This is a genomic window from Desulfoluna sp. CLI2B (genome assembly GCF_056847375.1).
Genome location: NZ_CP186557.1, coordinates 4117237 through 4131318, shown reverse-complemented (window position 1 = coordinate 4131318; position 14082 = coordinate 4117237). Strand labels below are relative to the sequence as shown.

The 14082-nt window shown below is 64.1% G+C and carries 6 protein-coding genes and 2 pseudogenes; all 8 read left to right on the top strand.

Going from position 1 to position 14082, the window contains the following annotated elements:
- The first annotated feature begins 9 nt into the window (after positions 1-9).
- The 8 genes and pseudogenes from ACOYW2_RS19295 (at position 10) to ACOYW2_RS19260 (ending at position 13783) form a co-directional block, all read left to right on the top strand.
- Positions 10-1296 carry a methyltransferase domain-containing protein gene (locus ACOYW2_RS19295; RefSeq protein ID WP_482767615.1) on the top strand — a complete coding sequence of 429 codons (1287 nt, stop codon included), beginning with the start codon at positions 10-12 and terminating at the stop codon, positions 1294-1296.
- Entirely contained in the window at positions 1293-4709 is a 3417-nt protein-coding gene (locus tag ACOYW2_RS19290; RefSeq protein WP_482767614.1) for a condensation domain-containing protein, read from the top strand. Before ACOYW2_RS19295 ends, ACOYW2_RS19290 begins: the two co-directional genes overlap by 4 nt.
- Positions 4670-6637, top strand: a complete 1968-nt coding sequence (locus ACOYW2_RS19285) for a non-ribosomal peptide synthetase (RefSeq protein ID WP_482767613.1) — start codon at positions 4670-4672, stop codon at positions 6635-6637. Before ACOYW2_RS19290 ends, ACOYW2_RS19285 begins: the two co-directional genes overlap by 40 nt.
- Positions 6634-8001, top strand: coding sequence for a beta-ketoacyl synthase N-terminal-like domain-containing protein (locus tag ACOYW2_RS19280; RefSeq protein ID WP_482767612.1), 1368 nt, complete (start codon positions 6634-6636; stop codon positions 7999-8001). The genes ACOYW2_RS19285 and ACOYW2_RS19280 overlap by 4 nt, the downstream gene beginning before the upstream one ends.
- Positions 7920-8516, top strand: a pseudogene (locus ACOYW2_RS19275) (CurL C-terminal domain-containing protein); the annotation flags it as partial. The gene ACOYW2_RS19280 and the pseudogene ACOYW2_RS19275, both read left to right, overlap by 82 nt.
- A 34-nt stretch (positions 8517-8550) precedes the next feature.
- Positions 8551-9627, top strand: a pseudogene (locus tag ACOYW2_RS19270) (acyl carrier protein); the annotation flags it as partial.
- A gap of 244 nt (positions 9628-9871) precedes the next feature.
- Positions 9872-12991, top strand: coding sequence for a non-ribosomal peptide synthetase (locus ACOYW2_RS19265; RefSeq protein ID WP_482771059.1), 3120 nt, complete (start codon positions 9872-9874; stop codon positions 12989-12991).
- A 270-nt stretch (positions 12992-13261) separates the two neighbouring features.
- Positions 13262-13783 (top strand): alpha/beta hydrolase family protein, encoded by a 522-nt coding sequence (locus ACOYW2_RS19260; protein ID WP_482767611.1) that lies wholly within the window; start codon positions 13262-13264, stop codon positions 13781-13783.
- The last annotated feature ends 299 nt before the right edge of the window (positions 13784-14082 follow it).

Sequence of the window (14082 nt, the reverse complement as noted above, 5' to 3'; positions counted from 1 at the left end):
GAGACGAGGATGAACTGTTTACGTTCATATAAGATCAAAGATTTTTCGACCAACGTGGAAGGCGAGGTGAACCGCCTTCGTTCCCAGGTGGACCTCTTCTGGCAGAAGGAGGTGAGGGCGTACCGGCGGTTCGGCCTGAAGGACGGCATGCGGGTGCTGGAGTGCGGAAGCGGGCCCGGCCACGTCATCGAAAACCTCCTGAAGGCCTGTCCGGGGTGCCGTGCCACGGCCGTTGAGATCGACCCTTACCTTGTGGCGATCCTCAAGGAGAGGCTGGACGGGCGGTGCGATATCTCGGAACAGTCCATCATGGAGCTGGGCTTTGCCTCGGGGAGCTTCGACTTTGTCATCACCCGCCTGGTGCTGGAGCACCTGCCGGACCCCCTGGGGGCTGTGCGGGAGGTCTATCGGGTGCTGAAACCGGGGGGCCGGGCCGTGTTCGTGGACAACGATTTTGCCATGCATCTTCGGACCCACCCCGAGATCCCGGAGTTGAGTGATCTCTACGATGCGTACTGCCGCCTGAGGGTCGACGAGGGAGGCAACCCCCTCATCGGCCGCGAGCTGCCCTCTCTCTTGAGGAAAGGCGGGTTTACCGATGTGGACCTGGAGGTGGTGTGCGCCCACAGCACCGTGACCGGGGACGATATGTTTCTCAAATCCGAAGGGGTGGGCATTCCCTCCCAGCTTGTGAAGGAGGGGTACCTGCCCTCGGGGCTCCTGGATCGGCTTGCCGTGAAGTGGCACCGGGTGCTGCGCCATGAGCACCACTCCATTTTCAGGCAGCTTTTTGTCTCCGGCGGAGAGAAACGGGCATCGGGCTCCCGAGGGATTCCCAGGCTCCATGGGGAAGCGGGCTCCGAAAACCGCCTGGGGCGGGAAGGGCAGGGCCTCGCTTCCGGCAGGGGGCTGGGGCCCCATCAGGTCATGGCTGCTCAGCCCCATGAGCGCCTGGCCCTCTTGAAGGCCTATCTGGTGACGCGTGTGGCCGATGCCCTGGGGGCCTCTCCGGAGTCCCTGGAGGGCGGCATGCGGGTCAGTGACCTGGGGTTTGACTCCCTCATGGCCGTGGAGGTGATGGACGAGGTGGAGTCCCAGTGGGGCGTCTGCCTCTCCCTGATGGACTTCTTTGAGGGGCAGAGTCTCGACGACATCACGGTCACCCTGCACGGTCGGCTGTTTCAGGAGGCACCGAAGGAACCGGACGAGGCGTTGGCTGAAGAGCCACAGGCCGTCCCGAGCGCCGTCACGGGCCCGGACGATGACGTCATGGAATGGGAAGAGGGTGAGATATGAGCATCGCGTATATCATGGAAAAACTCAGCCGGCTGGACATTGACCTGTGGGTCGAGGGCGGAGGCCTGAAATATCGTGCCCCCAAAGGGCGCATGACCCCAGAGCTGCGTCGCCTGATCAAGCTGAACAAGCCCGGATTGATGGTGCACCTGGGGGGCTCCGTGGGGGACGACAGGTCCGGCCCCCTGTCCTACAACCAGCAGTCCCTCTGGATTCTCAACCGCATGGACCCGGACTCCGCATGCTACAATGTGTCCCTGTCGTGCCGCATCGTCACCGAGGTCCGGCCCGAGGTGATGCAGGGCGTGTGCCGGCAGCTGGTGGCCCGCCACGAGATCCTGAGGACCACCTACGGTTTTGGCGACGACGACGGTCAGACCAGCCAGACCGTCCACGACACCATGGAACCGGAGTTTCACCTGGTGGACGCCCGGGAGCTCTCCGGGGAGGCGCTCAAGGAGCGGGTCCGGGAATACCATGCCCGACCCTTTGACCTGGAGAAAGGCCCCCTGTTGAGGGTGTGCCTTTTTACGCTTTCCGGGGGCGAGCACATCTTTGTGATGACCATTCACCATATCGCCAGCGACGGCAGCTCCTTTCACCTTCTCATCGACGAGTTCGGCAAGCTCTACCGCGCGGCGACGGCCGGTGAGGAGGCGAGGCTTGCTCCTGTGGAGCGCCAGTATCGCGATTTTGTCCGATACCAGCAGGAGATGCTCGCAGGGGAGGAGGGGGCCCGGCTGGAGCACTTCTGGCGGGATCGGCTGTCGGCCCCGCTTCCGGTCATGAACCTTCCCCTGGACGGCACGCCCTCCGCTTCCCCCAGTTTCACCGGGGCCAGCTATCCCTTTCAGGTAACCGGGGAGGCCTATGAAACCCTCCGGACCTTTGTGGGCACCGAAAATGTGACCCTTTATGTCATGCTGCTGGCGGTGTTTCAGGTGACCCTCATGCGGTTTTGCAATCAGGGGGACCTGATCATCGGCACCCCGGCGGTGGGGCGGGTGCGGCCGGAGTACAAGGGGGCCTGCGGTCACTTCATCAACATGGTGGCCATGCGGGGGGACCTCTCGTCGAGCATGAGTTTTCGAGAGCACGTGACCCGGAGCAGGCGGGTGGTTCTCCAGGCCCTGGACCATCAGGCCTACCCCTTTCCCCTGCTCGTGGAGAGGCTGGGCCTGGATCGCGACCCCAGCCGCTCGCCCCTGTTTCAGGTGATGTTCAACATGCTCAACCGCAAGATTCTGGGCCCTGCAGCGGACTTTTTCATGGGCGCATCCAACGAAACCCCGGTGGATTTCGGCGGTATGGGTATCATGCCCTACCCCCTGGACCAGGAGGAGGGCCAGTATGAGCTGGTCCTGGAGATCGTTGATAACGATGAGAGCCTGGCCTGCGCTCTTCAAGTACTGCATGGGGAATCCTGGTTTTCCGAAGAGACCGTCGCCTCCCTTGCCTCGGCCTTTGAAGGGTGCCTCGGCCACGTCATGGCGTCCCCGGACATGCGCCTGGGGGACGTGCCCATGCCCCTGGGACGGGATGGGGACCGGCCGGGCGGAAAGATGCCGCGGGGGACATCGCCCGTGCCCTGGGAATGGGAACAGGGGGAGCGGCTTGCGGCCGGGCCACCCGTCACCTTTATGTTCACCGGGCAGGGGGCCCAGTCTGTCCGCATGGCAGAGGGGCTGTATCAGGGCGAACCGGAGTTCAGGAACTGGGTGGATTATTGCGCGGACCGGCTGGTACCCCTCATGGGCTGCGATATCCGTCGCTTTATCTACCCATCCCCCGAAGAGGCCCCCGAGGCCGAGGAGAAGCTCAAACAGACCGCCGTCACCCAGCCCGTTCTCTTTACCCTGGAATATGCCCTGGCACGGCTCTGGATGAGCTGGGGTGTCCAGCCCCGGGCCATGATCGGACACAGCATCGGTGAATACACCGCCGCCTGCCTGGCCGGTGTTTTTTCCCTGGACGATGCCCTGGAACTGGTGGCCGCACGCGGTCGCCTCATGCAGGGGCAACCCGGGGGAGCCATGCTGGCTGTGGGCCTGCCCGAAGAGAAGATCATCCCGTTTTTGGGGGACGGGCTCTCCGTTGCCGTGATCAACGCGCCTTCCCGGTGTGTGGTGTCCGGGCCCCAGGCGTCGATCCAGGCCCTGGAGGAGAGGTTGGCCAAGGCCATGAAGATGGAGGGCAAAAAGGCCCGGTGGAGCCGTTTGCGCACCTCCCATGCCTTTCATTCGGAGATGATGGAGCCGGCCCTTGCACCCTTTGAGGCCTGCGTGACCAAGGTCTGTCCTGCGGCTCCTCGGATCCCCATCGTTTCCAACGTCACCGGGACCTGGCTCACCGCAGCCCAGGCCATGGACCCTGCCTACTGGTCGTCCCACTTGAGGGAGCCGGTGCGTTTTTCCAAGGGCGTGGCGACCCTTTTGACCCAACCCGCAGGGGTACTGCTGGAGGTGGGGCCAGGAAGCACCCTGGCGCTTCTTGCCCGCCAGCAGGTGGCAGAAACGGGGCGCCCGGTGATCCTTACATCCCTGCGTCATCCCGGCCAGGGCGGCTCCGACGACGCCTTTATCCGGGAGACCGTTATCTCCCTGAGAGAGGCCGGAGTCTCCGTGGACTGCTCCGGGGAGGCCTTTGGCTCAGGGACCACCCCGGGCGGGTCATCGGAAAAAGCGGAACTCGCTTATTGGAAGGAGACCCTGGGTACGGACCTGCCTGTACTCCAGCTTCCGGTGGACCATCCGCGTCCCGCCCATCTGGAATTCAGGGGCGGCACCCAGCGGTTTCGCCTTTCCTCGGAGTGCATCAAGGCCCTTAAAGGCCGTGGCCTGTCCGAGGGAGGCACCGTCTCTACCCTGCTGCTGGCCGCTTACGTCACCTTGTTGACGCGCTATTCCGGACAGACGGACCTCATGGTGGGGGTCTCGGGGGCCGACGGCGAACGGCCCGGAAACGGTGGGGCCTCTTCCCATATGTTTCCCTTGCGTGCGGATGTGTCGGATCCCTGCACCTTTGATGCGCTGCACCGCCGCATTTGCGAGGCAGCGCGCACGGCGCGGGCCCGTGCCGGGATGTCCCTTGCCCGCCTTGCCAAGCTTCTGGACCCGGACCACGCTCCGGATTCCCACCCGCTTTTCCAGGCGATGTTCACCTTCCAGGACGGCCCCTTGCCCGGCGGCATTGAACAGGGGCCTTCCCTTGGTGGATCGGGTGAGCCAAAGGGGCCTGCATGCGATCTCTCCCTGTTTGTCCGTGACGATGGTGAGCGGTGGCACGGTGGTTTTGTTTACAACGCCGAGTCCTTTCCACGTCGATCTGCGGCGTTCTCTGCGAGAGCTTCGAGGTTCTTCTGGATGCCGTGGCCGTGGGAGGGGACGTTGCCCTGGACCGCCTGCCCCTTTTGAGTCGGTCCGAGCGTGACAAGCTGCTTTTCGAATGGAACGACACAGGGCGGACCTACCCGGAGCCTGTCTGCCTTCACGAGATGTTTGAGGCCCAGGTGGCAAGGACCCCCGATGCGGTGGCCCTGACCTACGAGGGCGACACCCTCACCTATGGGGATCTGTCCATACGGGCCAACCGCCTTGCCCATGCTCTTCAGAAACACGGCGTGGGACCGGAAAAGCGAGTGGGCGTGTTTATGGAGCGCTCCGTGGAGATGGTCGTGGCCCTCTACGGGACCCTTAAGGCCGGCGGGGCCTATGTGCCCCTGGATCCGGATTATCCGGCCGAACGGCTGGCCTTTATGCTGGAAGACACCGAGGTTCCGGTGATTCTCACCCAGGAACACCTCAAGGAGATGCTGCCGGATCACTCGGCCACGGTGATCTGCCTGGATACCCAATGGGAGACCGTGGCCGGTGAGCCCGCCGAGGCCCCTGACGCCGGGGTCACCGAGGACAACCTGGCCTACGTGATCTACACCTCCGGATCCACGGGCAAGCCCAAGGGGGTCATGAACGACCACCGGGGCATCAGCAACCGCCTGTACTGGATGCAGGAGGCTTACGACCTTACCGCCGAGGACCGGGTGTTGCAGAAAACCCCGTACAGCTTCGACGTGTCCGTGTGGGAGTTCTTCTGGCCTCTGCTTTTCGGGGCGCGCCTTGTGGTGGCCCCTCCCCGGGTCCACAAAGACCCCGACGCCCTGGGCCGTCTCATCGAGGACCAGGGCATCACCATCCTTCATTTTGTCCCCTCCATGCTCCAGCTTTTTCTCCGGGAAGACCACGGGGACCGGTGCCGGAGCCTCACCAAGGTGATCTGCAGCGGGGAGCCCCTTCCCTGCGAGCTGCGGGACCGCTTCTTCGACACCTTGCCCGCGGAACTCCATAACCTCTACGGCCCTACCGAAGCGGCCGTAGACGTGACCTTCTGGGAGTGCAAACGTGAGGACCGTGGCCTGGTGGTGCCCATCGGCAGGCCCGTTGCCAACACCCAGATCCATATCCTGGATCGGCACATGGAGCCCGTGCCCGTGGGGGTGGCAGGGGAGCTGTATATCGGCGGTGTTCAGGTGGCCAGGGGGTACATGAACCGGCCCAAGCTGACCCGGGATCGCTTTATTCCCGATCCTTTCAGCAAGGAGCAGGGGGCGCGGCTGTACAAGACCGGCGACCTGTCCCGTTACTTGCCCGACGGGCAGATCGAGTACCTGGGCCGAAACGATTTTCAGGTCAAGGTGCGGGGCCTGCGCATCGAACTCGGAGAGATCGAGGCTGTCATTGCCGGGCATCCCGATGTCCTGGAGGTGGTGGTGGCGGCACGGGAGGATGCTTCCGGCAACAAGAAGGTGGTGGCCTATGTGGTGGCGGCCGACGGTGCCACGGGCATGGCCTCTGCCCTGCGGGGCTTTCTTTCAGAAAAGCTTCCCGAGTTTATGGTCCCCTCTTACTTTATCCAGCTTCCCGCCTTTCCCCTCATGGCCAACGGCAAGGTAGACCGCAAGGCCCTGCCGCCGCCCACCACGGACAGGCCTGAGGTGGGAACCCTCTACGCCGCCCCGAGCAGCGACGTGGAATCCGTCATCGCCGAGGTGTGGCAGGATCATCTGGGGGTGGACAACGTGGGGGTGGACGACAACTTCTTCGAGGTGGGGGGAGACTCCTTCCTGCTCGTGGAGGTGGCCAACAAGCTGGCCGGTACATTGAAGACGGACCTGAAGGTGCATCATCTCTTTGAGTACCCCACCATCCGTGCGGTGGCGGATTTTCTCAAGCCCCAGTCGGTGGCGGAGTCGGCACCGGCACGCGACGACATGGAAGCGCGGCTGAAAAAGAGAAAAGAGACATTGTCCAGGAGAAAAAAAAATAGAACGGGAGATCGCACATGAGCCAGGTGGACCAGTATGCAAACGCCATTGCCGTTGTGGGCATGTCCGGCCGTTTCCCAGGGGCTTCCAGCTGTGAGGCCTTCTGGGACAATATCGTAAACGGCGTGGAGTCCATAACCACGTTGTCCGACGAGGAGCTCAAGGCCCATGAGCTGGATTACGATGCCGTGAAAAACGATCCGAACTACGTGCCCGCCCGGGGCATCATCGAAGGGGCCGACCTGTTCGATGCCGGATTCTTCGGCTTCAACCCCCGGGAGGCCGCCATGCTGGATCCCCAGCACCGCCTCTGGCTGGAGTGCGTGTGGGAGGCCCTGGAGCGGGCTGGCTACGACCCGGAAAAGTACGACGGGGTCATCGGCCTGTTCGGGGGCGGGAGCTTTATCGACAGTTATTTCCTGCACAACATCACCCGCAGCCACGACCACCTGGAGCGGATGCTTCGCCAGCGAACCCCAGACGGGTTTGCCGCCATCCTGAGCAACCGCATGGAGTTTCTCACCACCCGGACCTCCCACCGACTGAACCTGAAGGGGCCCAGCGTCAACATCCAGACCGGGTGTTCCACCTCCCTTGTGGCGGTGTACTATGCCTGCCAGAGCCTGTTGAACTACGACTCCGACCTCTGCCTCGCCGGCGGGGTGTCGGTGATCTTTCCCCAGGAGTCCGGGTACCTCTACCAGGAAGGGGCCATCAACTCCCCGGACGGGCATTGCCGCCCCTTTGACGCCAAGGCCCAGGGCACGGTTTTCAGCGGGGGCCTGGGGGTGGTGGCCTTGAAGCGCATGGAAGATGCCCTGGCCGACGGGGATCAGGTCATCGCCGTGATCAAGGGGGTTGCCGTGAACAATGACGGCTCCCAGAAGATCGGCTACGCAGCACCCAGCGTCCAGGGCCAGGCCGAGGTTATCGCCATGGCCCATGCCGCAGCCGAGGTGGAACCCGACACCATCTCCTACGTGGAGGCCCACGGAACGGCAACGCCACTGGGGGATCCCATCGAGGTAGCGGCACTTACCAAGGCCTTCCGCATGCAGACCGACGCCAAAGGCTTTTGCGGCATCGGCTCGGTGAAGAGCAACATCGGCCACTCCGATGCCGCCGCAGGGGTGGTGGGGCTCATCAAGGCCTCCCTGTGCCTGCAGCACGGAAAAATTCCTGCGAGCCTCCATTTCCAGAACCCCAACCCGGAGATCGATTTTGAGAACAGCCCCTTCACCACCGGGCCATGGACTGGACCCCGGAACACCTCCCGAGGCGGGCAGGAGTCAGCTCCTTCGGCATCGGCGGGACCAATGCCCACGCGGTCTTGGAAGAGGCCCCCGAATCTCCCCCCGTGGGAGGGGAGCGTCCCTGGAAGCTGATGCTGCTCTCGGCAAAGACAGAGACGGCCCTTGAGGCCCAGGCCGAGCGCCTTGCCGATTTCCTGGCAGGGTCGGGGGAGACGTCTCTGGGAGACGTGGCCTATACCCTCCAGGTGGGCCGGCAGGACATGGCCGTGCGGCAGGCCTTTATCTGCCGCGACACACAGGAGGCCATGGCCGCGGCCCGCAAGGAAGAGGGCCAGTGGACCATGACACGCACCCCGGGCAGGCGGGACCCTTCGGTTGTGTTCATGTTCTCGGGTCAGGGCTCCCAGCACGTCCGTATGGGGGAGCAGGCCTATACATGCGAGCCGGTGTTCCAGGAGGCCCTGAATCAGTGTGCCGACGGCCTGGAACCCCACCTGGGGCTCGATATCCGTGAGCTCCTCTTTCCCGCCGAAGGCCAGGAAGAGGAGGCCACCCAACGCCTGGCTCGAACCGAACTCACCCAGCCCTGCCTGTTTGCGGTGGAGTACGCCCTGGCCCGGCTCTGGCAGAGCTGGGGCGTGGAGCCCGAGGCCATGATCAAGCAGATGACGGGTCAAGTCCATGGCCGCCACCCTGGCCGGGGTCTTTGCCCTGGAGGACGCCCTGGCCGTGGTGGCCACCCGGGGGCGACTCATGCAGCAGATGCCCGAAGGGAGCATGCGGGCCGTGAGGCTTCCCCAGGAGGAGCTGACGCCCCTGCTGACCCCGGGGGTGGCCCTGGCTGCGGTGAACGCCCCGTCCCTCTGCGTGGTCTCCGGTGCCCACGAGCACATCGAGGCCTTTGAACAGGCCCTGGCCGAGCGGGAGATCGACACCAGGAAACTCCACACCTCCCATGCCTTCCATTCGGAGATGATGGAGCCGGCCCTGGCTCCCTTTGCCGAGGCCCTGGAGGGTGTGGAACTCCATCCCCCGGAGATCCCTTTTATCTCCAACGTCACGGGCACCTGGATCACCGAGGAGATGGCCATGGACCCGGGGTACTGGGTCAGCCAGCTTCGTCGTCCCGTCCTGTTCAGCGACGGGATCCGCGAACTGCAGAAGGTCTCCGGCCGGGTGCTCATCGAGGTGGGGCCCGGAACAGCCCTGAGCACCTCGGCCCGGCAGCATCCGAACCGGGCGGCGGAGCAGACCGTCATCGCCTCCCTGGGGCACGCCAAAGAGACCCTTCCGGCCCTGGCCTGCCTGCTCAAAGCCCTGGGCGAGTACTGGCTCTCCGGCGGACAGGTGGACTGGGCAGGGTTCTCGTCTGCCGAGCGCAGGCAGCGCGTCCTGCTGCCCACCTACCCCTTTGAGCGGACGCGTCACTGGATCGAACCGGCGGACAGGGCCCCCGCAGCCGAGGTGCCGGAGACCTTTGCGGCAGCGGCTGCTGCACCCGAGCCCGCAGAGGCTGTGGCCGCGTCTGCTGCCCCTCTTCAGGCAACCGGAACCGATGCCATCGTGGCGCAGCTTAAAGAGATCATGCACGAGCTGTCGGGCATCGATTTTGATGCATTTTCCCCGTCGGTGACCTTCCTGGAGATGGGCATGGACTCCCTTTTCCTTACCCAGGTGAGCAACCGCCTGAAAAGCGCCTTTGGCGTTACCCTGGCCTTTCGGCACCTGGTGGGTGAGTATGCCACCTTCCCGAAGCTGGCCGCCTTTATCGAAGCCTCCCGGCCCGAGAGTGCGCCCGCTGCCCCTGAAGAGGCTCCGGCCGTGACCCGGGAGCCGGAGGCCGCAACGGAAGGCCCCGCTGGGTTTGCCGGGTCCACGGCAACGGAAGGGGATGCCCCCCTTTCGTCCATGCAGCAGCGCCTCTGGTACATCGACCAGCTCAACCCTGCCGTGTCACCCTTCCCTTGCCATTCGGTTTTCAGGGGCCGTGGACGGGGAGGTGATGCGGCAGAGCCTCCAGGCCTTCATGGATCGCCACGACGCCCTGCGTACCACCTTTGCCCTGGACGGGGGCGCACCGGTGCAGGTGGTGGCCCCCACACAGGAGATCGACTTTATTGCGGTGGATTACAGCACCCTTCCTTCAGAAACGCGGGAGGAGTCCCTGGCAACCTATCTGGAAGCCGAAGCGGCAAGGCCCCTGAGCCTGGCCCAAGGGCCTTTGGTACGCGCCGGGCTGGTGACCCTCTCCTCCGACGAACATGTGCTCTTCTTCATGCCCCACCACAGCATTTTCGACGGGATCTCCTTTGTCATCTTCCAGCGGGAGCTGTTTGCCCTGTACGAGGCCTTTTCAGAGGGGAGAGACCCTGAGTTGCCGCCCCTTCCCATCACCTATGCAGAATACTCCCGCTGGCAGCAGGAGGTGTGGCTGCCCGGTGAGGACTATCAGCGACAGCTTGCCTATTGGAAAGAGCAGCTGGCAGGGGATTTGCCCGTGTTGCAGCTTCCGGCGGATTTTCCCCGCCCTGCGGAGTTTTCCGGGCCGGGGGCCACCGAGACCCTGGTGATCCCCGAGGCCCTGGCAGCCCCCCTGGAGGAGCTGGCGCGCCGTGAAGGGGCCACGCTGTTTATGCTCTTTCTGGCCGCGTTCAAGGCGCTTCTGTATCGCTACACAGGCCAGGAGGAGATGTGTGTGGGCTCTCCCTTCGGCAACCGTGTCCACGGGGAGACCGAAGAGATCGTGGGCTTTTTCACCAACACCCTGGTGCTGCGAACGGCCTGTGGGGGCTCTCTCTCCTTTACGGAGCTTCTGGGGCGCGTCAGGGAGGTGTGCCTCGATGCGTACAACCATCAGGAGATGCCCTTTGAGCGACTGGTCCAGGAACTCAATCCCCACCGTGACCTCAGCATGACCGCCTTGTACCAGGTGCTTTTTGTCTTTCTCGGGGACATGGAGCAGGAGCGCGCCATGGCCGGAGTGCCGTGGCGGGAGGAGCCAGTGACCACCCACGTTGCCCAGACCGACCTCATGTGCACCGTGGGCAGGGAAGGGGCCGGTGTCAAGGTGGCCTTTGAATACGCCACGGACCTTTTTACGGCCGAAACCATGAAGCGGCTCCTTGAAAGCTATGCCGTGCTCCTTTCCGGCATCGTGGCCGAGCCCGATGCCGAGCTGGCAAGGCTGCCGGTGCTGTCGGAGACGGAGCAGGGGCTTTTGGCCCAATGGAACGAAACCCAGACCCCCTATCCCGAGGCTGCCTGCATCCACGAACTCTTCGAGAACCGCGTCGCGGCACATCCCGACGCTCCGGCCGTCTCCTGCAACGGGGACTGCCTGACCTACGGAGAGCTGAACGCAAGGGCCGAGGAGATTGCCGCCCACCTGCGCATCTCCGGGGTGGGCCCGGACGTTTTGGTGGGGATCTGCGTGGAGCGGTCCACGGAGATGCTGGCAGGGCTCCTGGGGATCCTCAAGGCAGGGGGGGCCTATGTGCCCCTGGACCCGGAGTACCCGGCCGAGCGCCTCGCCTACATGGTGGAGAGCGCCAAGGTCTCGGTGCTGCTCACCGAACAGGCCCTCCTCGACAACCTGCCGGAGAACAGCGCCCTGGTCATCTGCCTGGACAGGGATGTCTTGACGGGCCAGGGGCGGGGCCTGGACAGCGTGTGGGAGGACCCGGGCCCGGAACACCTCGCCTATGTGATCTTCACCTCCGGCTCCACGGGCAAGCCCAAGGGGGTTCAGGTGCCCCACGGCACTGTGGTGAACTTTCTCACCAGCATGGCCCGGACCCCGGGGATGACTTCGGAAGACACCCTGCTGGCCGTGACCACCCTCTCCTTTGACATTGCCGTTCTGGAGCTTTTCCTCCCCTTGAGCGTCGGGGGTGAGGTGATCATCGCAGACCGGGAGACTGCCCGGGACGGCCTGGCCCTGGTGGACGTCCTGAAGAGTTCCGGGACCACGGTGATGCAGGCCACCCCGGGAACGTGGCGGCTGCTTCTCGCCGCGGGCTGGAAAGGGGCCCAGTCCATGAAGATCCTCTGCGGAGGAGAGGCCTTTCCCCCGGATCTTGCCGAAGAACTCACCGGCTGCGTGGGCGAGGTGTGGAACATGTACGGACCCACCGAGACCACGGTGTGGTCCACATGCAGCCTGCTGGATAAAAACGGCGGGCCCATCCGCGTGGGGCGCCCCATTGCCAACACCCAAATTCACATCCTGGACGGTCGCATGCAGCCCGTGCCCGTGGGGGTTCCCGGGGAACTCTTGATCGGCGGGGCCGGGGTCACCCGGGGCTACCTGGACCGGCCCGAGCTCACCGCAGAGCGGTTTATCCCAGACCCCTTTGCGTCGGGGCCGGGGCATAGGCTCTACAGGACCGGCGACCTCGCCCGGTATCATCCCGACGGAACCATTGAATACCTGAACCGCATGGACAACCAGGTGAAGGTACGGGGCTTCCGCATCGAGCCCGGGGAGATCGAGGCCAGCCTCACCGATCATGAGGCCGTGCGCCAGGGTATTGTAACGGTTCGGGAGGAAAGCGCAGGGGACGTGCGCCTTGTGGCCCACCTTCTTTACGAGGATGGGGCTTCGGCCACGGGGTCCCAGTTGCGCAAGCACCTGCGAAAGACCCTGCCGGACTACATGATTCCCCAGCATTTTGTGGAGATCGACGACCTGCCCCTGACCCCCGCCGGGAAGATCGACCGCAAGGCCCTCCAAGCCTCCTTCAGCCTGGGCGCGGTTGCGGCCCGGGAGTTCGTGGCACCGGAGACCGACAGCGAAAAAATCCTGGCTGCCATCTGGCGGGACGAACTGGGCATCGCCCAGGTGGGGGTCCACGACAACTTCTTTGACGCCGGGGGCCACTCCCTGCTGGCCATCCGGGTCATCGCCCGGGTGCTCAAGGAGACCGGGGTAAAGCTCAGCCCGAGGGATATCTTTTTGAACACCCTGGGCCAGATCGCGGCCCGATATCCCTTCGTCCAAAAGGACGATAAGAATGACGGCCCGGGAACCAGGCTCCGCCAGCTCTGGGAGAAGGTGGCCGGGGCGTTGAAGCCCAAAGGGGACCCCGTTGAGGTGCCCGTCAACGAGAACAGACCTGCGTGACCACGTTGCCACAGGAGAGGTGAAACACACCCATGGTCCCATTCTATTTCGGCGCCCACGACACCCAGTTGTTCGGAATCTACTACCCACCGGCAGGGGCGGGGCTGCACCAGGAAGGGGTGCTGCTCTCTGCCCCCGTGGCCCATGAACACATACGGACCCACATGGCGATCCGGCAGCTGGCCCTTGCCCTGGCCGCCGCAGGGCGGCACGTGCTAGAGTTGATGCTACGGGGTGGGGGACTCCGCCGGAAAAAGCGAGGAGGGGGACGTGAACCACTGGACCCGGGATCTGGTAACAGCCGCCGGGGAACTGAAGGATATCTCCGGCGCCCTGCGGCTCTCGGTGGTGGGCTTGCGCCTCGGGGCCTCCCTGGCCGTGGCCGCGGCAGGGGAGATCCCTGGCCTCAAAGAGCTGGTGCTCTGGGACCCGGTGGTGGACGGAAAGGCCTATCTGGACGCCCATCGGCGGGCAGGGGGCACAACCCGTCCGTCCAGGGGAATACAGGAGGAGATTCTGGGCTATGCCTTCTCCCCGGAGATGATCACCTCCATTGAAGCCGTGGACCTGCTGGCTCCTCATCCGCCCCTGCCGGGTCCCGTCCACCTGGCCCTGTCCGAAGAAAAGCCCGAGTACCGGGCCCTTGAACAGGCCCTGGCCACGGCTGGAACCACCGTGGACACGGCCTTGGTGCAGGAACCCGCCGGATGGGAGCAGTTCAACGGCCACGACGAAGTGCTGGTGGCCAACGCCATGGTCCAGGCCATCGGAGATCGGCTGTCAACCCCATGACCGGCGGCCAGGTGGGGGCACCTGGAAACCCTATGGCGAATGCATGGAGGCAGACATCATGCAATTTTTTTTCGGGGCATTCGCATGGGGTGTGACATGAGTCAACCGGTTTTGCAGGAGAGGCCCATTTCATTTTTTTGGAAACACGATGAAGGGCATTTGGGATTCTCTTGTTGAGTCATCGGTAGGGCGCCGGAGGTCGTGCGGTTACTCGTAGCGGCAACGTATCCTGTGACGGTGAAGCTTGTGAGGCAGCTTGCATAAACCACCAGCGTAATATGCTTTCAAGGTGGCTTCAC

What these genes read in the sequence shown, in the direction of transcription:
- ACOYW2_RS19265 (WP_482771059.1), top strand. Translation starts at nt 9,872, where the DNA reads ATGCGGCAGAGCCTCCAGGCCTTCATGGATCGCCACGACGCCCTGCGT.
- ACOYW2_RS19280 (WP_482767612.1), top strand. Translation starts at nt 6,634, where the DNA reads ATGAGCCAGGTGGACCAGTATGCAAACGCCATTGCCGTTGTGGGCATG.
- ACOYW2_RS19290 (WP_482767614.1), top strand. Translation starts at nt 1,293, where the DNA reads ATGAGCATCGCGTATATCATGGAAAAACTCAGCCGGCTGGACATTGAC.
- ACOYW2_RS19295 (WP_482767615.1), top strand. Translation starts at nt 10, where the DNA reads ATGAACTGTTTACGTTCATATAAGATCAAAGATTTTTCGACCAACGTG.